The following is a 22,664-nucleotide window of genomic DNA, read 5'->3' as shown; positions in this document are numbered from 1 at the left end:
CCGCGCCCGGCCACGACCCACGGCCCGCTGTGAACGGCGCTCGGCCCGCCGTCGCCCATCTGACGGCGTGTCCCGTCGCCGTGCCCGCGCACACGACCTGCGGATTGCTGGAGGTCCCCGAGCGGCGCGACACGCCCGGGGGCGCCAGTGCCGGAGCATCCGGCCGGACGATCAAGGTGGGGTACGCCGTACGCCGCTCCACCGCGCCCGACCGCAAGCCGGACCCGGTCGTGTACATGAGCGGCGGCCCGGCCGCCTCCTCCCTGCACCTGACCGGCTTTGTCGGCGACCTGTTCCCCGACCGCGACGTGATCACGGTCGAGCAGCGCGGCGGCCGCTGGTCGCAGCCCCGGCTGAGCTGCCCGGAGAGCGTGCGGGTCATGCTCGACCGGCTGCGCGCCGGCCACGCGGAGGTGGGCGCGGCCGACGTGGGCGCGGCGGCCGACACCTGCCGCGGCCGCCTGAGTGAGCAGGGCGTCGACCTGCGCGGCTACACGACCAGGGAGATCGTCGCCGACCTCGCGCAGTTGCGCGCCGTGCTCGGCTACGCGTCCTGGAACCTGTTCGGCGTCAGCTACTCCACGCGCGTGATGCTGGACCTGGCCGCCGCCGACCCGGCGGGGACACGCGCGGTGGTGCTCGACTCGTTCCTGCCGGAGAGCGTCGACTGGTACGGCGACGCCGACCGCAACCTGGCCGACGCGATCCACTCGCTGGGCGCGGCCGAGCCGTTCGAGGCGCTGGTGACGCGGCTCAACCGCAGCCCGGCCCGGGTGCCGATCACCGACCCGTTGCTCGGCACGGAGTTCACCGCCCGGCTGAGCGGCGACGACGTGGCGACCGTGCTCGCCGGGGCGCTGCACCACGCCAAGACGGTGGCCGTGGCGCCCGCGCTGATCCACGCGCTGGCGGCGGGCCACGACGGGCCGCTGCGCCCGTTCGCGAACGCGGTGGGCGACGCGCTGGCCTCGTACGAGTTCGGCCTGTACCACGCCATCCAGTGCCAGGACGAGCCCGTGTTCCCCGAACGGTCGCGGCTGTTCACCGTCCACAGCGACCGGGCCGTCTGCGACACCTGGAAGCTGCCCGTCTCCGCGCCCGCCCGCTCCTCCACCGACGCGCCCGCCCTGGTGCTCGGCGGCAGGCACGATCACACGACACCCGCCCGCACCTCCAGGCCCGCCGCCGACCTGCTGCCGAACGCCACCTTCGTCGAGTTCGCCGGCGTCGGCCACTCGGTCTTCCTCGCCGAGGACACCCACTGCGGCCGGCAGACCATCGCCGCCTTCGTCGCCCGGCCCACCTCGTGGAGCCGGCCGTGCGTCCCCGACCGGGCGGCACTGCCCAGCGTGGGGCCCGGCGAGCTGGTGGTGACGGCGGCGCCGTACCGGCTGGGCCGTACTCCCTGGCTGGGCGCGCCCGCCGCGCTGTTCGCGCTGATGGCCCTGGCCCAGTTCGTCACCGGCGCGCTGCGCGGCCGGGCTCTCACGGCGTTCGCGGGCCTTTCCGGCCTGGCCGCGCTGGGGCTGACCGCCCGCTCCCTGTACGACCAGGTCCGCGTCAACGACACCGCGCTGGCCGTGGGCGTGCCCGCCGAGGTGACCGTGTACGTCTGGCCCGCGATGGCCTCGGTCGCCTTCACGCTGGTGGCGCTCGTCGTCCACCGGAAAAAGCCCTGGTTTCATGTGATTTCAGCGGTTGCTGGGGGCGGATTCCTCATATGGTGGTTCGCCTGGTTCCTATGACCCGCATCCGAGAACTCGACGCGCTCCGCGGCTTCGCGGTGTGCGGCATCATGCTGGTCAACACCTGGCAGCAGGTCGACACCGTGCCGGGCTCCGTGCTCGACACGACGATCGAGACGCTCTTCGCAGGCCGCTTCTACCCGCTGTTCTCCGTGCTGTTCGGCATGAGCTTCGTCCTGGTGCTGCGCAGCGGCTCCCGGTGGCTCACGCTGAGCAGGCTGGGGTGGCTGATGGTGTTCGGCCTGGTCCAGCACGCCTACTACGAGGGCGAGGTCCTCACCGACTACGCCTTCTACGGCCTGGTCGCGCTGCTGCCCGCCTCGTTCCTGTCGCCCGGCTGGCCGATCATGGTCCTCGGCGGCGTCGTCACCATCTGGGGCGCCGGGCAGGGCGGCGGCGCCATGCTCATCCCGGGGCTGCTCCTGGTCGGCATGGCGCTCATGCAACTGCGCCCGCCGCGCTCGCTGCTGCCGCCCGCGTTCGCGGTGAGCGCGGCCGCCGCGCTCGTCCTGCTGTCGCTCGGCGACCCCTTCCGCACCGCCGGGCAACTGGCGGGCGCCTCGGCCTACGCGACCGGACTGCTGCTGATCCTGCGCCCCCGGCTGTCGAGGGTGCTCGAACCCCTCGGCCGGATGGCGCTCACCAACTACGTCACCGGCACCCTGGTGCTCTTCCTGACCGCCCCTGCCAGGGCGTGGGTGATCCCGCTGGCCGCCGTCACAGTGCTCGCCCAGGCGCTGCTGAGCCGCTGGTGGCTGGACCGCTTCCGCTTCGGCCCCCTGGAGTGGGTGTGGCGCTGTCTGACCCGCTTCCGCCCGGTGCCGAACCGTCTACAGTCGAGGGGTGACGACCATCGCCCTGTGCCAGATCCAGGTCTCCCCTGACCCGGAGACCAACCTACGGCGGGTGCGCGACGCGCTGGCCCAGGCGGCGGACGCCGACCTGGCGATCTTCCCGGAGGCGACGCTCACCAGGTACGGCAAACGCGTCGCCGACCTCGCCGAACCCCTCGACGGCCCGTTCGTGACCGGCCTCGCACAGGCCGCCCGCGAGCACGGCACCGCGGTCATCGCCGGCGTCTTCGAACCCGGCCGCGACCGCGTCCACAACACGGCGGTCGCCCTCGACGCGACCGGCTCGGTCGTGGCCGCGTACCGGAAGATCCACCTGTTCGACTCCTTCGGCGCCAGGGAGTCCGACTTCGTCGCCCCGGGCGCCGAGCCGGTCGTCGCCACCGTGGCGGGCCTCCGGGTCGGGCTGGTGACCTGCTACGACGTCCGCTTCCCCGAGCTGACCCGGGCCCTGGTCGACCAGGGCGCCGAACTCTTCGCGGTGATCGCCGCCTGGGGCTCCGGCCCGCTGAAGGAGGAGCACTGGGTGACGCTGGTGCGCGCCAGGGCCCTGGAGAACACCATGTGGACCGCCGCCGTCGGCCAGGCGCCCAACCCGGCCGAGGCCACCGACGGCTTCGGCATCGGCCGCAGCATGCTGGTCGACCCGTTCGGCGTCGTCCGCGCCGACCTGGGCGGCACGCCCGGCGTTCAACTGGTCGAGCCCGATCTGGCCGCGACCGAGGAGATGAGGAAGACTCTTCCGTGTTTGGAACACCGGGTGCTCGGGGTCATGCGATCGTAAAGTGGAGTCGTGAGCAGAACGCAGATGCAGAAGGTCATCCCGCCGCGTCTGCTCGTGCCCTACCTGTCGGGCAAACGCAGCGTCATCTCCGGCTACGTCTACCGGGTCCAGGACTGCTCGCGCCTGGCCACGCCCAGGCAGCTCTTCCACGGCCTCGACCTGTCCTTCGAGGGCTCCGAGCTGACCGAGGACGTGCCCGAGCTGTACCTCCTGCGGTGGTACGCCCGTGACATCGACACCTACGCGGTGCCGTACGGACCGCACATGGGCGGCGACTGGAGCGACGCGGCACCGTTCGCGGGCAACGGGTTCACCACCTCCCGCGAGCACGTGGTGCCCCAGTTCCACACCGTCCCGATGCCGATACCCGCAGGCGCGCGGATCGTCCACGTGGCCGGGCCCGGCGAACGCGACTTCGCCGACTACGACGGGCTGACCTGGCGGCCCTCGGCATGAGCACCCCCATCACCTCCGGCTTCGTCGCCAGGTACGGCGAGCGCACGCTGCCCGCCGCGCTGGGCCCCGACGACGACGAGGTCGTCCTGTTCAGCGAGGAGCCGGTCGCGGGCTTCGAGGCCGCCTCCGGCTACTGGCGGCGCACGGTCAAACGCGCCGACCTGGAGTGGCTGGTGCTGGTGCGCACCGTCGGCACGTTCGGCGGCGAGCCGTGCATCGTCCTCGACGAGGACGACGACGGCCTGCACATCGCCTACGCCGGACACAGCGGCATGAAGGCCGACACGCTCGGCTACTGGATGGTCGACCACGGCGCCTACGAGGTCGTGGTCCCCCGCGAGGAGGTCCTCACCATCCGCGTCGAACGCGTCCCCGTGGCCTGAACCTGTCAACCGGCACGGCCCGCGAGGGTCTCTAGAGCGTGATCGTGACCGATACGAAGGCGGATCCGCCGACGTTCGCGGAGCTGTTCGCCGCGCACTACCAGTCGCTCGTACGGCTGGCGGGCCTGCTCGGCGCCGACGACCCCGAGGACATCGCCCAGGAGGCGTTCGCCCGCCTGCACACGCGGCGGCTGCGCGACGACGGCGCCGCCCTGCCCTACCTTCGCGCGACCGTCTGCAACCTGACCCGCAACCGCTTACGCCACCTGCGCGTCGTCCGGCTGCGCCGCCCGGACCCGCCGGAACCGGTCCGCAGCGGCGAGCAGTCGGTGATCCTCGCGGAGGAGCACAGGGAACTGCTGGCCGCGCTCGACCGGCTGCCGCGCCGCCAGCGGGAGGCGCTGGTGCTGAGGTACTGGCTCGACCTGTCGGAGCGGGAGATCGCCGAGGCGATGGGCGTGTCTCCCGGCTCGGTGAAGACCCATGCCAGCCGGGGGCTGTCCGCGCTCGGCAAGGCCCTCAAGGAGGAGTCGTGACACCGTTGGAGGAACGGCTCAAGGCCGCGCTCGACGCCCGCGCGCAGACCTTCGACGCCGACCCGAACGCCTGGACGCGGGTACGGCGCCGCATCGCGCCGCGCGCACGCTGGAAGCGGTGGGCACCGGCCGCGCTGCCGGTCGCGCTGATCGCGGCGCTGGCTCCCTTCCTGCTCGGCGGGGGCCAGCCAGGGAACCCGGCGACCGACCCGCAGGCCGTCTACGACCGGCTGATGAAGGACAAGACGCCCACGGGCGAGGTTCTCAAGGTGGAGGAGGCGCCGCTGCGGCTGTGGACGGCCAAGGGGGCGCAGGGCAGGCCGGAGCTGTGCTTCCTGACCTGGCACGACGGCGGGAACCCGTACGGGGCCTGCGACTCGGCCGTGATCACGGGGGCGATGGCGGTGCGCGGGGTGGGCGCGATCCAGACGGGGAACGAGGCCGAGATCCTCGACTTCGGGTTGGCGAGGACCACGGCGGTCAGAGGGGAGGCCACGACCAAGGACGGCCGCACGCTTCCGGTGAAGCTGCACCGGGGGCAGGGGCGTCCGGGGCCCATCTGGACGCTGCGCCACCGCAGCCGGGACCAGGTCACCGCCGTCCGCTTCTTCGACGCGGACGGCGGCCAGGCGGGCTTCATCTACACGAAGAGCGGCTTCGCGGCCACGCAGCAGCCGACCGGCGCGGAACTGTCGGCGGCCGAGGGGGTTTCGATCCGGCCCTACCGGGTTGCGGGGGCACCCCTGCCGGAAGGCGACTCGCTGCAATGGACACGGGGCGGCCGGGTCATCGGCATGCTGCCTTCCGATCCCAAGCTCCAGTTCGGCAACCAGCCGGTGCAGATCTTCGTCGACGACGGTCTGGTCGCAGGGGCGGTCCGCAAGGACATCGCCAAGGTCGAGGTCGTCATCGACGGCCGGACAGTCGTGCTGACCGCCTCGCCCGACCCGTGGAAGTGGGGTGTCGGTCTGCTGGCGCCGGTCCTCACCGGACTGGACGACACGGCGGTCATCACCGAGACGGCCGCCTTCGACGCGAAAGGCACCGAGCTGTGGCGCAAACGGCATCCCGGACTCCCCAACATGGAGCCGACCGAACCCATCGGACGGGCTGTCACCGTACCGGGCACTGAGGACTTCAGCTTCGGCCCCGTGCGCCTCTGGATGGCGAAGTCACCGACCGCCGAGCCGGGCGACAAGCTCAGGCTGTGCTCATCGGGCGGAGTGACCGACGAGGGCCGAGAGCTCCAGCAGTGCATATCCCTGATCAACCCGATGTCCCCCGACGAGGTCGAGTCGACAGCCGTGTCGTATCTTCCGGGACCGGGGGCGATCGTCGAGTTCGGGCTCTCCCGGGACTACGCCGCCGCCGCGTTCGTCTCCGAGGACGGCACCCGCCACCCCGTGCGGTTCCTCACGCTCGAAGGGGCTCCAGCACCCATCTGGTACAGCCGCCGACCGCTCGCCGCCGACCTGGCCGTCTTCGTCTACCGCAAGCGCGGACATCAGCTGGAAGAGGTCTCCGACGCGCACCTGTGCGGGCAGTCGGACACCCCTGCAAGGCCCGCGCAGTCCATGCCGTCCGGGCTCGTCTTCGACATGTCCAAGCACTGCCTTCGCGTCTGGAAGAACGGCGAGGAGCAGGGCACCGACATCAGGGCCGTGCCGGGGCAGAAGCTAAGGGACTCCCTCGGTGAGGAGCGCCCGGTGAAGTGGCACCATGTCGGCGATCGTTGGTACGGCGTCGCCCTACCGGGTACCGTCCGCATCGAGCTGAAGGTGGACAACGGCGAGACCTTGCGGGCCCAGGCCGTACCGGATCGGCTCGATCAGGACGTGGCGCTGTTCGAGGGCGCCGTCACCGGGCCGATGGCCAGGAAGCGCGCCCAGAACTGGGACCGCACGCTCACCGGGTACTCCGCCGACGGGAAGGTCCTGTGGACCCACCGGGAGTCGGCCGATCAGAGCCGGCGGTAGCGTTCCCGGCGGGCGCTGGCGCGTTCCGCCGGGTCCTGCGCGAGCAAGGCGCGGATCTCGTGCTCCAGCGCCCTGCCGACCCGCTCGCTGAAGGCCCTGGGCTCGTAGGCGGCGTCGGGACGTTCGGGGACGACCCGGTCGACAATGCCGTCGCGGCGCAGGTCGGTGGCGCGTACCCCCTGGGCCTGGGCGATCTCGGGGGCGAAGTCGACGCTGCGGTAGAGGATCGCGGAGGCGCCCTCCGGCGGCAGCGGCGACAGCCAGGCGTGCTGCGCGCACAACACCCGGTCGGCCGGCAGCAGCGCCAGCGCGGCCCCGCCCGCGCCCTCGCCGAGCAGCAGGCAGACGGTGGGGGCCTCCAGGGTGACCAGGTCGGCCATGCAGCGGGCGATCTCGGCGGCCAGCCCGCCCTCCTCGGCCGCCTTCGACAGCGCCGCGCCCGCCGTGTCGATCACGGTGACGAGCGGCAGGCCGAGGTCGGCGGCCAGGCGCATGCCGCGCCTGGCCACCCGCAGCCCGGCGGGGCCGAGCGGGGAGACGGTGCGCTGCCTGCGCCGGTCCTGGCCGAGGACGACGGCGGGCGCGGCGCCGAACCGGGCGAGCGCGAGCAGCAGGCCGGGCTCGTGCTCGCCCTCTCCGCTGCCGTTGAGCGGGGTGACGTCGGTGGCGGCCAGCTTGAGCAGGGTCCGCACGCCGGGGCGGTCGTCGCGGCGGGAGCGGGTGATCGCCTCCCACGCCTCGACCGGCCGCAGGTCCTCCTCCGGCGGCTCGGTCGTCCCGAGCGCCGAGGTGTCCGCGCAGAGCACGTTCAGGGCGCGGACGGCCACCTTGCGGGCGTCGGCCGCCGACACCACCGCGTCCAGGAGGCCGTGCGTGTACAGGTTCTCCGCGACCTGCACCCCCTCGGGGAAGGGGTAGCCGTGCAGCGACTCGAACACCCTCGGCCCGAGGAAGCCGATCAGCGCGCCCGGCTCGGCGGCCGTGACGTGCCCGAGCGAGCCCCACGAGGCGAACACCCCGCCGGTCGTCGGGTGCCGCAGGTAGACCAGGTGCGGCAGCCCGGCCGCCCGATGCTCCTGGACCGCTGCGGTGATCTTCACCATCTGCACGAACGCCCGTGCGCCCTCCTGCATCCGGGTGCCGCCCGAGGCGGGCGCGGTCAGCAGCGGCAGCCGCTCCCGGGTGGCCCGCTCCAGCGCGCTGGTCACCCGCTCGGCCGCCGCGACCCCGATCGACCCGGCCAGGAAGGCGAACTCGCTGGCCACGACCGCGACCCGGCGCCCGTCCAGCAGCCCCTCACCGGTGAGAACCGACTCGTCCGACCCCGATTTGAGCCGGGCCGCCACCAGTTCCTCCGCGTAGGAGGAGCCTGGCTCGGCCGGGTCGTCGGGCGGCACGTCCCAGGAGCGCCAGCTGCCGTCGTCGAGAACCGCGTGGATCAGCGCACGCGCGTCGGGGCGGTTCACGGGTGTCTCCTTCGCGCGGGGGTGTGCGTGCTCATCGCTCGCGCGCCTCCAGCCACGCCAGGACGACCGCGCCGTCCTGGCCGAGCGCGGGCGGAGCCGTGTGCTCCGTCCCTTCCAGCCCGTCGAAGCGTAGCGGCGGCCCCGGCAGCTCGACGCGTCCGAGCACCGGATGCTCCACCGGGATGAGCAGTCCCTGCGAGCGGGTCTGGTCCCAGCCGTAGACCTCGTCGAGCGAGCGGATCGCCCCCGCCGGGACGCCGAGGGCGGCGAGTTCGCCCAGCCAGTGGGCGCGCGGGTGGGCGATCAGCGCTGCCTCCATGTCGGCGACCAGGTCCTTGTGGTGGCGGCGGCGCTCGCGGTTGGTCGCGTAGCGGGGGTCGTCCGGGTCGAGGCCGAGCAGCTCGGCGACCTTGCGCCACTGGGTGTCGTTGGCGGCGGCGATCTGCACCATGCCGTCGGAGCATCGGAAGGCGCCGTACGGGGCGATGGAGGCGTGGTGGTTGCCCGCTGCGCGGTGCACCTGGCCGCCGACGGTCCAGGCGGTGCCGTGGTAGGAGTGCACGCCGGTGACGGCGGCCAGCAGGGAGGTGCGCACCACCCGGCCCGCGCCGGTGCGGGTGCGCTCGTACAGGGCGGCGGCGACGCCGTAGGCGCCGTGGATGCCGGCGAGCAGGTCGGCGATCGAGGCCCCCACCCGGTACGGCTCGTCGGGACCCGGGCCGGTGAGCGACATCAGCCCGGCCTCGCCCTGGGCGATCTGGTCGTAGCCGGGACGGCCGCCCTCGGGGCCGTCGTGGCCGAAGCCGGTGATCGACAGGATGACCAGGCCGGGGTTGAGCTCGTGCAGGCGCTCGGCGGACAGTCCGAGCCGGTCGAGCACGCCGGGCCGGAAGTTCTCCACCAGCACGTCGCTCTGCTTGACCAGCCGCTCGACGAGGGCGAGGCCGTCCGGGGTCTTGAAGTCGACGGCGATGGACTGTTTGTTGCGGTTGGCCGCCAGGAAATACGTGGAAATGTCGTGATCGGGGCCGACGAAGGGCGGTCCCCAGCTCCGCGACTCGTCACCGCCGTCCGGATGTTCCACCTTGATGACCTTCGCGCCCAGGTCGCCGAGCATCTGGGCGGCGTGCGGGCCCGCCAGCGCCCGGGACAGGTCGAGCACGACGACGTTGTCAAGGGGTCCGCGCAAGGTGAAACCTCCACTCCGGGGAAGACCATATTGTCAGCCCGGAAGGCAAGCCCTGTCGCCCCCCTACCCTCGACAACGTGCGAAATCTTCTCCAGGCGGTGCGCGCGGCGACCCCTTCGTGCGGTCCTGTCCGGGTGGTGGCCGTCGACGGGCCCGCCGGATCGGGCAAGTCCACGTTCGCGACGCGGCTCGGGCGGCTGCTGCCCGCGCAGGTCGTGCGGAGCGACGACTTCCCCGTGCCGTGGTCGGAGGGGCCGGAGGGCTGGTTCGCGGCGCTCGCGGAGCAGGTGCTCACGCCGCTCTCGCGCGGCGAGGACGGCGGCTTCCGCCGTTACGACTGGGTGCGCGGGGTCTACGCCGAGCGCGTCGCCGTCCCGGTCGCGCCGGTGCTGGTCGTCGAGGGCGTCGGTACGGCCCGCCGCTCCGCCGACCACCTGCTGGCCTACCGGGTCTGGGTGGAGGCGCCCCCGGAGGTGCGGTGGCGGCGGGTCCTCGACCGCGACGGCGCGGAGCTCGAACCCCGGTGGCGGGAGTGGTTCGCGGCCGAGGACGCCTGGTTCGCGGCGGACGCCACCCGCGCCCGCGCCGACCTGGTCGTCGACGGCACCCGCCCCTTCTGACGACCGGGCGGGGGTGGGGGTCAGGTCGGGGTGGCGGTCAGGTGGGCGGTGTCGTTGAAGCGGTGGACCTCCAGGCGGCCGTTCACCCGGTGCCAGGTGGAGACCGAGGCGTTGTGGACGGGCGCGTGCGCGTGGATCGCGGCCAGGTGCGCGTCGGGGGTGCCCGCCAGCACGTGGCGCAGCAGCAGCACGATCGCGTCGTGGGCGACGATGAGCACCCGCCTGCCGTCCGCGTGCCCGGCCAGGTCGGCCATGAATCGGCGCAGGCGGTCCACGACGTCGCCGAAGGACTCTCCGCCGCTGGGCCGGAAGCCGTACTCGCCGTCGCGCCGCGCCCGCTGAGCCTCCTCGGGGAACCACCGGGCGGCGGCGGCCGCGTTGTGGTCGGACAGGACGCCCATCTCCCGGTCCCTGAGGCGGGGGTCCACGGTGACGGGCGGCGGTTCGACGCCCCAGGCGCGCAGCGCGTGCGCCCAGGTGTCGAGGGCCCGGAGGTACGGCGAGCACCACACGAGCTCCGGAGCCTCGGATCCGGGCAGCCCGGCGAGGTAACGGCCCAGGTCGGACGCCTGCTGCCGGCCCCGCCCGGTGAGGGTGAACTCGTCGTCGCCGCGTGGGTAGACCAGGGGCTCGGCGCCCGCCTGCTGGTAGGCGAGGTTCTTCTCGCTCTGCCCGTGCCGTACCGCGTAGATCCGCGCAGGTCCCGTCATACCACACATCTTTACATCAACCTCCCCGCACAAATACGGTCTTGACCGTAACTATCTCCTGGGAGGCATCCCGTGCGCGCAATCCTTGCCGCCTTCTTACTCGTCCTCGCTCTCACATATCCGGCCCAGGCCGAATCCAAGGCTCCCCCCACCGGCTGCGGCTTCTCCAGCCTCGGCACCCTCCCCCTGATGGGCGCCACCACCGCGGGAACCGCCTACGACCGAGGCCGCGTCTACTCGGTCACCTCCAGCGCCTCCGGCCCCGCCCTGCTCGCCGTCAGAGACGTCAGGACCGGCAGCCTCATCGCCGAACGGCCGCTGCCGCTCGCACTCGGCTCCTGGGCCGTCACCGTCGCCCCCGACCACAACGTCTACGTGGGCAGCTACAACGCCACGGCCGGCGCCATGGGCCGCCTGTTCAAATACGACCCCGACCAGGACAAGGTCACCGAACTCGGCATCCCCGTCGCCACCGAGACCTTCGTCTGGACCCTCGCGGCCACCCGGGACGCCGTCTACGGCGGCACCTCCCCCACCGGCAGGCTCTTCCGCCACGACATCCGTACCGGCAGGACCGAGGACCTCGGCAGCCCCGTCCCCGGCGAGCAGTTCATCCGCGACCTCGCCGTCGCCCGCGACGGCACCCTCTACGCCGGAGTCGGCTCCGAGAGCATGAAGGTCGCCGTCCTGTCCCCCGACGGCAAGCTCCGCCGCGTCATCGAACCCCCCGTCCGGGGCCCCGGCTTCGCCTACGACGTGGACGTCGTAGGCCGCTACCTGCTCGTCCGGTACAGCACCAACGCGGGCGCCAACCCCATGGGCGTCTACGACCTGCGCCGGGGCACCTGGAAGCACCTCGTCGACGACGTCGACAGCCTCACCGTCGGCGGCGGCGCCAGAGGCGGGGACGTCCACCTCGTCCAGTCCGACCGGCTCGTCCGGCTCGACCTGCGCACCGGCCGGACCAAGCAGCTCGGCATGACCGAGTTCGGCGAAGGCGCTGTCCGCCCCCTCACCTGGCTCGGCGACACCCTCGCCGGCACCACCTCCTCCGGCCGCATCTGGCACTACGACGGCAACCGCGACACCGGCAGGATCCTCGACTCCACCCTCACCCGCCAGCCCGTGAGCGTCAGGTCCCTCGCCACCGGCCCCGACGGCCGCGTGTACGCCGGCGGCTTCTTCACCGGCGGCCTGGCCGCCTACGACCCCGCCACCGGCCAGACGCAGCACTGGCCCGACGTCGGACAGAGCGAGGGCATGACCACCCATAAGGGCAAGCTCTACCTCGGCGTCTACCCCGGCGCCCGCATCTACGAGTTCACCGACGACACACCCAGGCTGCTGCTGAACCTCGGCGACCAGGAGCAGGACCGGCCCTTCGCCATGGTCTCGGCCGGCGACTGGCTGGCCTTCGGCACCGTACCCAAGTCCGGCAGCATCGGCGGCGCGCTCGGCCTGCTCAACCCCGAGACCGGCCAGAAGATCATCAAGCGGAACATCCTGCCCGGACACTCCGTCGTCGGCCTGGCCTACCGCGACGGCGTCGTGTACGGCGCGACCTCCGTCTTCGGCGGCACCGCCGTCCCGCAGGACACCGCCGCCAAGGTCTTCGCCTACGACCTCGCCTCGGACACGATCAAGTGGCAGACCGCCCCCGTCGAAGGCGACCTGACGCTCGGCTCCATCACCTTCGACGACCAGGGCCGCCTCTGGGGCATCACCCCGGACGCGATCTTCGAGATCGACGCGGCCACCGGGCAGACCCTGCGCACGTCCAAGCACCAGACCTACCCCTGGGACACGCTCCGCGTCCCGGTCTGGCTCGACACCCACCTCGTGTTCCACGACGGCTACCTCTGGGGCAAGACCCAGAGCAAGGTGTACAAGATCGACCGGGCGACCATGGGAACCTCCCTGATCGCCCGGCCGATCTCGAACATGCACCAGGGCGCCGACGGGCATCTCTACCTGTCGCGCAACGAGAACTTCTCCACCTACCGCTTCTGCTGAGCGGCGCGGGCCGGAGCTAGCGGGCCTTCAGCCTGAACAGCTTCGGCCCCTCGGCGAAGTAGACGTCCCCGGACCCGTGCACCGCGAGCTGGTGCACGGGTCCTTCCCTGAGCACGGTGTGCCGCCCGCCCGGCAGCCGCATCGAGAACACCTGCTGACCGGCGTGCGCGCCGTACAGGCGGTGGTCCTTCGGGTTGAAGACGAGCTGGCCGGTCGAGCTCTTGCTGTCCGACAGCTTCACCGTCCCGGTGACCTTGCGCCGGTGGGTGTCGACCGAGAACACCGTGCCGCCCGCGATGCCCCACAGCCGCCCGGACGGGTCGAACGTCAGCGCCGGGATCGCCGGCTTGCCCGGCACGGGCACGATCTCCCACAGCAGCCGGTCGTGCCGCACCGACCAGGCGAACAGCTTGGCCTCCGGCTGCGTCGGCGGCGTGGCCGACTGGCCGCTGTAGATCGAGGTGCCGCCATAGGCGCCGATGTAGAGCTTGCCCCGGTGCGTGGTCATCTTCTCGCTCTGGGAGAAGGTGTGGAACTCCGCGAGCTCGCCGGAGCGCGGGTCGAGGGCCGCGAACCCGCCGTTGAGGAAGCCGCCCGCGTACATGCGCCCGTCCGGGCCCTCCGACAGGGCGGTGCGGACCAGCCGCTCCGCCTTTACAAAGTAGATCCGTCCTTCGTCGTCGGGCGGCGAGACGTCCAGGCCGTGGAGGGTTGCCGAGGTCTTCGGCGACCGTCGCGGCAATCCGCTTCGCCGGTGGGGGCACGGCGGATCAGGCCGGGCGGGTGGCCTCCGGGAGGACCTTGGACAGGGCCTCGGCCAGGTCGGCGGCGGCGGACGGGTCTTCCATGAGCATGGACTGGCGCACCCACACGACCTCGCGGGCGGCCGCCTCGGTGGCCGGGCAGTCCTCGACGCGGGCCCCCGCGCCCGTGAGCGCCTCCATCGTGCCGAGCGGCGGGTAGCCGCCGTCCAGCGGGACGCCCTCGGCGGCCATCGCCGAGATCAGCAGCTCACGGTCCACCGGCTCGCCCAGGCGCAGCATCAGCAGGTGGCGGGAGTCCGTGGTGGTGCCGGGCGGCGGCGGCACCTGCGCGACGGGCAGCCCGGCGGCGGCCAGTTCACGGTCGACGGCGTCGCAGAAGGCGTTCCTGCGCTCGACCTCCTCGGGCAGGCGATCGAGCCACGGCAGCAGCAGCGCGGCCTGGATCTCGGTCAGGCGCAGGTTCCAGCCGACGTTCGGGTGACCGTACCAGGCGCCGCCGAGGCTGCGGCCGAGGTTGCACACCGACCAGATCGCCTCGTGGTCGGCCTCGGAGCGGCAGACGATCAGCCCGCCCTCCCCCGCCGTCATCGCCTTGCTGGCCTGGAAGCTGTACACGCCGACGTCGCCGAGACCGCCGACCGGGCGGTCCTTGTAGGCGGCGCCGTGGGCCTGGGCGGCGTCCTCGACGACCTTCAGGCCGTGGCGGGCGGCCACCGCGTTGAGCGGGTCCATGTCGGCGGGGCTGCCCGCCAGGTGCACCGGCATGATCGCGGCGGTCCTGGGGGTGATCGCCGCCTCGACGGCGGCGGCCGACAGGTGCAGGTCGGCCGGGTCCACGTCCACGATCACCGGTACGGCCCCGGCCAGCAGCACCGAGGTGGCGGAGGCGACGAAGGTGTAGCCGGGCACGATCACCTCGTCGCCCGGCCCGACGCCGAGCCCCTTGAAGGCGGCGAACAGGCCGAGGGTGGCGTTGCCGACGGCCACGCCGTACTCGACGCCGGACAGGCGGGCGAAGGCGCGGGTGAGGTCGGCGCAGACGCCGCCGCCCTGCGTGGCCCCCCACCGGCCGCTGTCGAGGACGTCGGCGACCAGCTTGCGCTGGGCCTCGTCCATGGGGGGCGGCCAGGACGGCCAGGGCGCGGTGCGGACGGGGGTGCCGCCGTGGAGGGCGAGGGTCACGAGGGTCCTTTCGGGAGGCGGGCGCCGAGCACCCTGGCGAGGTTGCCGCCCAGCACGAGCGCGCGGTCGGCGTCCGCGAGCGGGGCGAGGGCGACGCGCCCGAGCCCCACCCGCAGATCGAGGAAGCAGGAGTCGGAGCCGAACACCACCCGGTCGGCGCCGACCAGCCCGGCGAGCCTGGCGATCCAGCGGCCGGTCATCTTGGAGCCGCAGGTCTCCAAATACAGGTTGGGGTACGGCCCGGCCAGCTCGGCGGCCCTGGCGAACCCGTGCGGCCACAGCCCGGTGTGCCCGAGCAGCAGCGGCACGTGCGGGTGCCGCCCGGCGACGGTGACGAACCGGGCCGGGTCGCTCCACGGCGAGTCGGTCTGCCCGTGGGCGAGCACGGGCAGGCCGAGTTCCCACACGGGGTCGTAGCGGCGGTCGTCGAGGCGGCACTGGTGCACGTCGGGGTGGATCTTGACGCCCCACACGCCGTCCCCGGCGGTCAGCGGGTTGCGCCGGTGGGGGTTGTAGACCTGCCAGACGCCGAAGCGCCCGGGGTGGCGGGCGGCGGCCTCGGCGGCCAGCCGGTTGCCCGCCTCGGCGTCGGGGCCGACGCCGAGCAGGTGGCTGATGCCGACGGCGGCGACGCCGAGACGGTCCATGAGCTCGACCATGCCGTCCGCGGTGGGGTCGGGGATGAGGAAGTCCGGCCAGGTGCCGAGGTGGCCGTGCGCGTCGATGATCACAGCAGGCTCCCGCCCCGGGCGATGAGGGCGATGTCGTCGGGGGGCAGGTCGAGGTGGTCGAGCAGGAAGCGGGGGCCGCAGTCGTCGAGGACGGGGGCGCCGGTGCCGAACACGAGCCGTTCGGCGCCGTGGTGCCCGGCCAGCCATTCGACGCCGCGCTGGGTGTTGATGGTGCCGATCTCCAGCCAGAGGTTGGGGATCTCGCTCATGAGCTCGCTGATCACACGCAGTCTGCGGTATCCGGGGTTGAGCAGCAGGACGCGCTGTTCCGGCAGGGCCTTCGCCAGGGCCAGGAGCCCACCGGGCGTGGTCTCGTCGAGGTCGAGGGCGACGACGACGCCGAGGGCGCGCAGCCAGCGCAGGGCGGTCGGGCCGGTCAGCTCGAAGCGGTGGCGTTCGGGGCAGAGCCTGACCATGGGCACGTCCCACGACGGGACCGGCTCGAAGGATTCGGGGAGGAGGACGGGCACGGGCACGAGCCGGGGGTCGCCGAGGGCGGCGAGCGCCTCGTTCCCGGCCCTGACGTCTGAGTAGAGGCTGAGGGAGTGGGTCACGTGGGCCCGGCGGATGCCCAGCCGGTCCATGTCGGGGCGCGGGTCCTCCGGCAGGTCGTCGAAGGGCACCGGGCCGACGATCCGGTGGGCATCCGTGACGTCGAATTTCGGCACAGACCGAAACTAACCTCCAGGCTTCGGCACGGTCAAGGGCGGACAGCGCGGGTCGAGGTCGATCCTGGCCAGGTCGCGCCCGGCCATCGCCCAGGCCCGCCACGAGCCGGGTTCGAAGTGTAGCTGCGGGTTGGTGTACCACTCGTCGCCGAGGCCGTCGGCCAGCCGCCGGGCCTGCGCGCCGAGTTCGTAGGCGACGCCGCCGCCGAAGAAGACGCTGGCGAAGACCCGGCCTCTGTGCACGCTCAGCTCGCCGTACCCGGCCAGTTTGCCCTGGTGCCTGATCGTGCGGGTGGCGAGGTCGAGGGCGATCCAGGCGCCGGAGTCCCGCTTGTAGAGGCCGTACAGCAGCCCGTCGTGGACCTTGACGTCCTGGAAGGTACGGTGGCCGGGAACCGGGTCCACCTGCCACAGCAACTTGCGCTCGCGCAGGTCGAAGGCGGCCATGGAGGCCGAGGTGCGCACCGGCGGGGTGCCGCCGCCGCCGAGGACGTCGCCGCCGAGGTAGACCACGCCCCGCCGCGCGTCGAGCGACAGGCTCATGAGCGACTGGCCGGGGAGCACGCCCACGTGGACGTCCGTCTCGCCGGTGTCGGGGTCCACAATCGACAGGGCGCCGTCGAGATTGGCGCCGAGCGGGGCCGAGGCGACCAGGAGTTTGTCGCGGACCGGGTCGTACTCGAGGTCCCACGGACGCTGCTGGCCGTGGCCGAGGTAGCCGAGGCTGCGCTGCTCGTCGGTGCGCAGGTCGATCTCCAGGATCTGGCCGCTCGGGTAGATCGCGGCGTAGATCTTGTCGCCGCGCCGTACGAGGTCCTTGGGCTCGCCGGGGACGCGGAAGCGGCGGTGCTCGCCCGTGCGCAGGTCGCGGACGTCCATGGAGAAGTGGCCGCCGATGTAGACGGCGCGGCCCGGCACCAGCAGCATGCTCTGCGGGCGCTCCGGCCCGGCGGGCAGTCCGGCCTCGATGAGGTCGGTGAAGTCCGAGCGGCCGCTCGGCACGTCCAGCCGCCACATGCCGCCGCTGCCGGAGAAGCCGACCAGCGTGGCCGGCCCGTCGAACCACAGGCGGCGGGTCTCGTCCCCGAGGGACGGCGGTTCGGCGACCTTCACCACGCCGGTGTCGCCGGGGCGGTAACGGTGGACGGCGCCGTCGGGGCGGGAGGTGCCGTAGACGCTGCCGTCGGCGGCCACCGCGAGGCCGTCCATCTGGACGGCGGCCACCCGCCGCAGGTCGGTGCCGTCCTTCCTGACGTCGAGCAGGGTGGAGCCGCTCATGGCCAGCACTCGGTCGCCGTGCTCCGTGACCACGCCGATGCCGGTCGGCCCCTGGGCGAGTTCCCTGACCGTGCCACTGGCCCGGTCGATGGCGACCAGCTTGCCCTTGTCGAGCAGCCCGGCGTAGACGTGGGTGGCGTCGGCGGCGACGGCGCGCACGTAGCGCTCGCCGGCGGCCAGCACACCGAAGTCGCGCACGGCCGAGGTGGCCGGGTCGTACTCCCACACGCGGCCGTCCGGGTAGGTGCCCGCGTAGATCTTCCCGTCGGGGGCGGTGGCGAGGCTCCAGACGAAACCGCCGTTCCTGCCGAGCGAGCGCAGGTGCCTGACCTCGCCGGTGGCGGGATCGTAGCTGTACAGGTCGGGGACGGGGTAGGTGCCGACGTACACCTTGCCGCCGGAGACGGTGACCGCCCAGCCGCCCTCCGGGGCGCCCGCGGCGGGGCCGTCCGGCAGCGTGACGCTGCGCACGACCTTGCGGGTGGCGAGATCGACGGCGGCGAGGACCGGGGGCTTCTGCCCCCGGGTGACGACGTAGGCGTGCCCCTCGTGGACGGCCGCGCCGACGATCGCGCCGGTCACCGACGCGGGCCCGAAGGTCTCCACACGGGTACGGTCACACCGCGTGCCGCCCGGCCCGAGCCGGGTGGAGGCAGGGCCGGGGGCAGGGCCGGGAACAGGGCCGGTGGCAGCGACGGCGGCAGATCCGACGGCGGTGACGGCCGGTGGCGCCGAGGCGTGCGCCGGAGCGAGCAGGGCGGGGGCGGTCGGGGCGATCAGCGCGGTGACCGCGACGACGAGCAGGGCTAAGGGACTGCGCATGGGGTCTCCCCGGGTATTGCTCAATTTTGGCCCAGACCGTAATGTTCTGAGCGCAAATAGTCAATGGAGGCGACAGTGACGGCTTTCGACGCGCGCGGACTCGTCGGCGAACTCACGGTGACACTCGACGCGGACGTGCTGATCGGAGCCTACGCCGACCGCGACGGCCCGCCCGGCGACCCGGACAGCGTCCTCGCCACGCTGCGCGCGCACCGCGTCGAGGCGGCGGCCGTGGCGTCACTGCGCGCGGCGCTGTTCGACCTCCGCTCCGGCAACGACGAGGTGCTGGCCCTCGCGGGCACCGACCCGGCCGTCGTCCCCGTCGGCGCCGTGGACCTGCGCGACCCGATCGGCTCCGCGCGCGAGATCGAGCGCCTGGCCGGCCTCGGGGTGCGGGCGATCCGCATGTTCCCCGACGAGCAGGGCGCCGAGGCGGGCTTCCCCGGCGTGCGGTACGTGGCCAGGGCCGCCGTGCAGCAGGGGCTGACCGTACTGACCGGGGGCGACGTGCGGAGGTTCTGGCAGCCGCTCGCCGGGCTCGGCGCGCAGGTCGTCTTCCTGGACACGCACTTCTACCACCTGGGCGACTTCCTGGTCGTGGCGGCCGACGAACCGGGCTTCCACACCACGACGCGGCTGCTCAACTCGCCGGACGCGCTGGAGACCGTACCGGCCGGCCGGCTGCTGTTCGGCTCGCGCACCCCGCACTACGAGCCGCTGGTGTCGCTGCTGCGCCTGGCGACCAGCGGACTGAAGCCCGAGGAGATCGCCGCCGTGGCCGGGGGCAACGCGAGGAGGCTGCTGGGATGATCATCGACGTGCACGCCCACTGGGGGCCGTGGTTCTTCACGATGGACGTGGCGGACCTCAACCACGCCGCGATGGACAGGTACGGCATCACGCACGCGATCGTCTCGGCCACCGAGGCGGTCATCTACGACCCGGCGACCGGCAACCGGGCGCTGGCACGGTGGCTGGAAGGGGCCGAGCGGCACTACGGGTACGTGACCGTCAACCCGCGCCGCCTCGCCCAGGCCGAGCGCGACCTGGCCGAGTACCTGCCCACCGGCCGCTTCAAGGGTGTCAAGATCCACACCGACTACACCAGGTCGCCCGCCACCTCGCCGCAGTTGCGCGAGGCGCTGGCGCTGGTGGCCGCGCACGGCGTACCGGCGCTGGTGCACACCTGGGGCGAGACCGTCCTCGACCTGGCGCGGACCTGCCTGGACATCCCGGGGCTGAAGGTGATCGCCGGGCATATGGGCGCCGACGGGCACCGGTTCGCGATCGAGGCGGCCGCCGCCTGCGCCCAGCTCTACCTGGAGCCCTGCTACTCGCACGCGCCCGCGCGCCGCATCGCCGAGGTCGTCGCCGGGGTGGATCCGCGCAGGCTGCTGTTCGGCACCGACTCGACCCTGATCGACCCGGCCTCCGCGTTCGGCGCCGTCGCCGCCGCGGACCTCGACGAGGAGACCTCCGAACTCATCGCCTGGCGCAACGCGGCCGAGTTGTTCGGCCTCGACGTCACGCCGTAGCACCACACGCTAGGAGTACCACCATGATCCCCCGCCGCCGCTTCCTCCAGGCCGCCGCCGTCGCCTTACCCGCCACCGCGCTGCCCGCCGTGACCCTGCCCGCAGCCGCCGCCTCGACCGCCCCGGTCCGGGAAGGGGCGATCACCGACCTCGGGCCCGCCAGCACCGCGAGCCCGCTCGGCAACGGGGAGTTCGTCGGCGACATCCTCTATATGGGCTCCCGCGGCCTGTCTCCCAACGTCGTCGGCGCCTGGGACCTGACCGGCGACACGATCACCACCCACTTCGAGATCCCGACCGGCGTCGGCATCTGGGCGATGTGCAAGGTCGGCACCGACGTGTACGCCGGCACCCACTCCCGCTCCGACCTCTACCGCATCGACACCCTGACCGGGCGGACGACCAAGGTCGCCGAGTACCCGGACCACTTCATCTGGACCATGTGCGCCTCCCCCGACGGCCTGGTCTACATGGGCATGTCGCAGCCCGGCCGGGTGGTCGAGTACGACCCCGGCACCGGCCTCAGCCGCGACCTCGGCCAGCCCGCGCCCGGCGAGGCGTACGTGCGCAGCATCCAGGCCGACGCCACCCACGTGTACGCCGGGACCGGCTCCAACGCCCACCTCGTCGCCGTCGACAGGAGGACCGGCGAGCGCCGCGAGCTGCTGCCGTCCGAACTGCTCGACCGCGACTGGGTCTCCAGCATGTCGAGCGACGCCACCCATCTGGCGGCCGGGCTCAACTCCACCGCCGAGCTGGTGGTACTGGAGAAGGCGGATCCGGCTCGCTACCGCGTGGTCAAGGCGTCGGCGCCGGGCGAGAAGTACACGGTGGCCGTGCTCGTGCACGACGGCTGGGTCTACTTCGCCGGCCGCCCCTCCGGAACCGTCTACCGGCACCGGATCGACAGCGGGGCGACCGAGGTACTCGGGGTGCCGTTCCCGGAGGCGCAGACCGTACGGATCCTGGAACACCGCGGCAAGGTGTACGGCCTGCAGGACAGCGGCGTCTTCAGGTACGACCCCGCCACCGGCACGATGGACTACCTCAGCCACACCCAGCGCGGCTTCCGCTCCGCGCCGGAGGCGCCCATGTCCGTGCACTCCGACGGCCGGACCGTGTACGTCGGCGGCAAGAGCGGCGCCGACCTGCACGACCTGGCCGGCGGCAAGGTCACCCGGCTGCCCGTCCCCGGCGAGCCCAAGACCATGGTCACCGTGGACGGCACGACGTACCTCGGCGTGTACACGCAGGCCGCCCTGTACGCGCACCGGCGCGGTGAGCCGGAGGCGAAGCTGCTGTTCCGCACCGGGCACAACCAGGACCGCCCCAAGGACCTGTGCCACGACCGGGCCACCGGCCTCATCGCCATGCCCACCCAGCCCGAGCCCGGCCACCCCGACGGCGCCCTCAACGTCTACGACCCGAGGACCGGCAGGCGCGACACCTACCGGCCGATCGTGGCGCGGCAGACGGTCTTCTCCGTGACGGCCGTGCGCGGCACGCTCTACCTCGGGACCAGCACGCAGGAGGGGCTCGGCTCGACGCCGGTCACCTCGACGGCGCGGCTGGCGGCCTTCGACCTGCGGCGGCGCCGGGTGTTGTGGGAGATCGAGCCGGTGGCGGGCGCGAGCGCGATCACCGATCTGGCGCACACGCCGCTCGCGGTCTACGGGATCACCGACACCGGGGTGCTGTTCGAGTACAGCCTGCGGCGGCGGAAGGTGACCCGCACCCTCAAGGTGAGCAGGCGCGGCGGCGACCTGGTGGTCGCGGGCCCGTCGGCGTACACGGGCGACGCGGACGCCGTCTACCGCGTCGATCTGACCGGGTTCACCGCCAGGGCGATCGTCACCGGCCTGGCCGCCGACTGGTTCGGCGGCCACCCGAAACTGAGCCTCTCCCCGGACGACCGCTCCCTGCTCACCATCAAGGGCCGTTCGCTGGTCAAGATCGCCATCACCCCGCACCGCCCCTTCTGACCCCTCCCCCAGCAGGCCGCCCGCCGCTCCTCGCTGGCGCCGGGCGGCCTGCGCGTTGTCCGGGGGTCGAACGGGAACGGGTCAGGGAGGTACGAGGGCCCGCATCGCGGGCGACGCCTGCCGGTCAGCCTGCCCAGACGATCTCGTAGACGCGTATCAACTCGATGTCGTCGTCCACCACGAAGCGCATGATCCCGAACGCGCCGAACGTCGTCTCCCGGAACTCCGTCCGGTCGGGATACACGGGCGTGGCCTCCCACGGCCCGTCGAGCGCTCCACGAGCGCGGTGAGCGCGTTCTCGGCGGTGTTGCCGAGCTTGGCCAGGGCCGCAGATCCGAGCTTGATCCGGTCGCTCACCGGTGGTGAGCCCGGCGGCGGAAGAGGCGCTGCCCGAACTCGGGGAGCACGTCCTCCAGGTAGGCGCCACCGTCGTCTGCGGCCAGTTCGGAGAGGATCACCTCTGGTGACCGGTCGAAGCCGGGGTCGGTGGAGTAGACGCCCGCCTTCAGCGACCACAGGTGCAGCAGTTCGTGGAGCCGCTGGTAGTTCTCGGGGCGGCGCGCGGCCTCCACAGCAGTCTCATAGAGGACACGGAAGTGCTCTCGCGGACCGGGTGGGAGGGCCTCCAGGATCGCCGCTGGATCGTACGGCGGTTGATACTCGACCGGCTGCCCGCTCATGGTCTGAACGTACACCTGGCAGTCGGCTGCTTGCCGGGCGTCGGCACAATGAGAGCGCCCAGCCACTTCGTCAGCGCCACGTCGAGGAATGGCGCCACAGGCGTACGTCCGCCGTTCCTCTCCGGCGCCGGGAGGTTGCGGGGAGAACACCCGGGGTTTGAACAGGCGTCGGGGCGGGCGGAGGCGGTGCGGCCAACATCGGCGCCTCGGACGGCGGCCGACGCGGGCCGGGCCGTGGGCAAGGGCGGAGTCGTCACGGCGGGACGGCGTCGGAGGAGGGGCGTGCCCCTGGA

Annotated in this window: 21 protein-coding genes; 12 read left to right on the top strand and 9 right to left on the bottom strand. The window is 72.8% G+C overall.

Annotated features, from left to right (window positions below; all coding sequences use genetic code 11):
* Nucleotides 1–29: 29 nt before the first annotated feature.
* The 7 genes from ABD120_RS02300 to ABD120_RS02270 are packed head-to-tail and all read left to right on the top strand — an operon-like array spanning nt 30 to nt 6,731.
* Nucleotides 30–1,745, top strand: coding sequence for an alpha/beta hydrolase (locus ABD120_RS02300; RefSeq protein ID WP_343947954.1), 1,716 nt, complete (start codon nt 30–32; stop codon nt 1,743–1,745).
* Nucleotides 1,742–2,629 carry a DUF418 domain-containing protein gene (locus ABD120_RS02295; protein WP_343947953.1) on the top strand — a complete coding sequence of 296 codons (888 nt, stop codon included), beginning with the start codon at nt 1,742–1,744 and terminating at the stop codon, nt 2,627–2,629. The genes ABD120_RS02300 and ABD120_RS02295 overlap by 4 nt, the downstream gene beginning before the upstream one ends.
* Complete coding sequence (locus ABD120_RS02290) at nt 2,589–3,380, top strand: carbon-nitrogen hydrolase family protein (RefSeq protein ID WP_343947952.1); 792 nt, start codon at nt 2,589–2,591, stop codon at nt 3,378–3,380. Before ABD120_RS02295 ends, ABD120_RS02290 begins: the two co-directional genes overlap by 41 nt.
* Nucleotides 3,381–3,389: 9 nt before the next feature.
* Nucleotides 3,390–3,836 (top strand): hypothetical protein, encoded by a 447-nt coding sequence (locus tag ABD120_RS02285; protein ID WP_343947951.1) that lies wholly within the window; start codon nt 3,390–3,392, stop codon nt 3,834–3,836.
* Nucleotides 3,833–4,219 carry a hypothetical protein gene (locus ABD120_RS02280; protein ID WP_343947950.1) on the top strand — a complete coding sequence of 129 codons (387 nt, stop codon included), beginning with the start codon at nt 3,833–3,835 and terminating at the stop codon, nt 4,217–4,219. Before ABD120_RS02285 ends, ABD120_RS02280 begins: the two co-directional genes overlap by 4 nt.
* 38 nt (nt 4,220–4,257) lie before the next feature.
* Nucleotides 4,258–4,755 carry an RNA polymerase sigma factor gene (locus ABD120_RS02275; RefSeq protein ID WP_343947949.1) on the top strand — a complete coding sequence of 166 codons (498 nt, stop codon included), beginning with the start codon at nt 4,258–4,260 and terminating at the stop codon, nt 4,753–4,755.
* On the top strand, nt 4,752–6,731 hold the full coding sequence (locus ABD120_RS02270; protein ID WP_343947948.1) for a hypothetical protein: 1,980 nt from the start codon (nt 4,752–4,754) through the stop codon (nt 6,729–6,731). Before ABD120_RS02275 ends, ABD120_RS02270 begins: the two co-directional genes overlap by 4 nt.
* On the opposite strand, the gene ABD120_RS02265 is transcribed toward ABD120_RS02270, so the two are convergent.
* Entirely contained in the window at nt 6,716–8,197 is a 1,482-nt protein-coding gene (locus ABD120_RS02265; RefSeq protein WP_343947947.1) for a carboxyl transferase domain-containing protein, read from the bottom strand. The two genes, ABD120_RS02270 and ABD120_RS02265, sit on opposite strands and share 16 nt — an antisense overlap.
* A 31-nt stretch (nt 8,198–8,228) precedes the next feature.
* Nucleotides 8,229–9,386, bottom strand: coding sequence for a CaiB/BaiF CoA transferase family protein (locus ABD120_RS02260; RefSeq protein ID WP_343947946.1), 1,158 nt, complete (start codon nt 9,384–9,386; stop codon nt 8,229–8,231).
* Between the two features lie 77 nt (nt 9,387–9,463).
* On the opposite strand from ABD120_RS02260, the gene ABD120_RS02255 reads away from it, so the two are divergent.
* On the top strand, nt 9,464–10,006 hold the full coding sequence (locus ABD120_RS02255; protein ID WP_343947945.1) for a uridine kinase family protein: 543 nt from the start codon (nt 9,464–9,466) through the stop codon (nt 10,004–10,006).
* Between the two features lie 20 nt (nt 10,007–10,026).
* Here ABD120_RS02255 and ABD120_RS02250 read toward each other — a convergent pair whose 3' ends face one another.
* Nucleotides 10,027–10,716 carry a histidine phosphatase family protein gene (locus ABD120_RS02250; RefSeq protein WP_343947944.1) on the bottom strand — a complete coding sequence of 230 codons (690 nt, stop codon included), beginning with the start codon at nt 10,714–10,716 and terminating at the stop codon, nt 10,027–10,029.
* Between the two features lie 72 nt (nt 10,717–10,788).
* Here ABD120_RS02250 and ABD120_RS02245 point away from each other — a divergent pair, with 72 nt between their 5' ends.
* Complete coding sequence (locus ABD120_RS02245; RefSeq protein ID WP_343947943.1) at nt 10,789–12,729, top strand: hypothetical protein; 1,941 nt, start codon at nt 10,789–10,791, stop codon at nt 12,727–12,729.
* Between the two features lie 16 nt (nt 12,730–12,745).
* On the opposite strand, the gene ABD120_RS02240 is transcribed toward ABD120_RS02245, so the two are convergent.
* The 5 genes from ABD120_RS02240 to ABD120_RS02220 are packed head-to-tail and all read right to left on the bottom strand — an operon-like array spanning nt 12,746 to nt 18,174.
* On the bottom strand, nt 12,746–13,471 hold the full coding sequence (locus ABD120_RS02240; protein WP_343947942.1) for an NHL repeat-containing protein: 726 nt from the start codon (nt 13,469–13,471) through the stop codon (nt 12,746–12,748).
* A gap of 28 nt (nt 13,472–13,499) precedes the next feature.
* Nucleotides 13,500–14,675, bottom strand: coding sequence for a DegT/DnrJ/EryC1/StrS family aminotransferase (locus ABD120_RS02235; protein ID WP_343947941.1), 1,176 nt, complete (start codon nt 14,673–14,675; stop codon nt 13,500–13,502).
* Nucleotides 14,672–15,406, bottom strand: a complete 735-nt coding sequence (locus tag ABD120_RS02230; protein ID WP_343947940.1) for an amidohydrolase family protein — start codon at nt 15,404–15,406, stop codon at nt 14,672–14,674. Before ABD120_RS02230 ends, ABD120_RS02235 begins: the two co-directional genes overlap by 4 nt.
* Nucleotides 15,403–16,074 (bottom strand): amidohydrolase family protein, encoded by a 672-nt coding sequence (locus ABD120_RS02225; RefSeq protein ID WP_343947939.1) that lies wholly within the window; start codon nt 16,072–16,074, stop codon nt 15,403–15,405. Before ABD120_RS02225 ends, ABD120_RS02230 begins: the two co-directional genes overlap by 4 nt.
* Nucleotides 16,075–16,083: 9 nt before the next feature.
* Nucleotides 16,084–18,174 carry an outer membrane protein assembly factor BamB family protein gene (locus ABD120_RS02220; protein WP_343947938.1) on the bottom strand — a complete coding sequence of 697 codons (2,091 nt, stop codon included), beginning with the start codon at nt 18,172–18,174 and terminating at the stop codon, nt 16,084–16,086.
* Between the two features lie 75 nt (nt 18,175–18,249).
* Between ABD120_RS02220 and ABD120_RS02215 the strand changes: the two genes are divergently transcribed.
* From ABD120_RS02215 to ABD120_RS02205, 3 genes are read left to right on the top strand one after another with little or no spacing between them, the layout of a single operon-like run.
* Nucleotides 18,250–18,984, top strand: a complete 735-nt coding sequence (locus ABD120_RS02215) for an amidohydrolase family protein (RefSeq protein WP_343947937.1) — start codon at nt 18,250–18,252, stop codon at nt 18,982–18,984.
* Nucleotides 18,981–19,709 (top strand): amidohydrolase family protein, encoded by a 729-nt coding sequence (locus ABD120_RS02210; protein ID WP_343947936.1) that lies wholly within the window; start codon nt 18,981–18,983, stop codon nt 19,707–19,709. The genes ABD120_RS02215 and ABD120_RS02210 overlap by 4 nt, the downstream gene beginning before the upstream one ends.
* Nucleotides 19,710–19,732: 23 nt before the next feature.
* Nucleotides 19,733–21,691, top strand: coding sequence for a ligand-binding sensor domain-containing protein (locus ABD120_RS02205; RefSeq protein WP_343947935.1), 1,959 nt, complete (start codon nt 19,733–19,735; stop codon nt 21,689–21,691).
* 353 nt (nt 21,692–22,044) lie between these two features.
* Here the strand turns inward: ABD120_RS02205 and ABD120_RS02200 are convergent, their stop codons facing one another.
* The gene (locus ABD120_RS02200; protein ID WP_343947934.1) at nt 22,045–22,371 is read right to left on the bottom strand and encodes a DUF6247 family protein; all 327 of its coding nucleotides are present in this window, start codon (nt 22,369–22,371) and stop codon (nt 22,045–22,047) included.
* Nucleotides 22,372–22,664 lie beyond the last annotated feature (293 nt).

The organism is Nonomuraea longicatena (genome assembly GCF_039525605.1).
GTDB classification, from domain to species: Bacteria; Actinomycetota; Actinomycetes; order Streptosporangiales; family Streptosporangiaceae; genus Nonomuraea; species Nonomuraea longicatena.
This window is presented reverse-complemented; position numbering and strand designations above follow the sequence as displayed.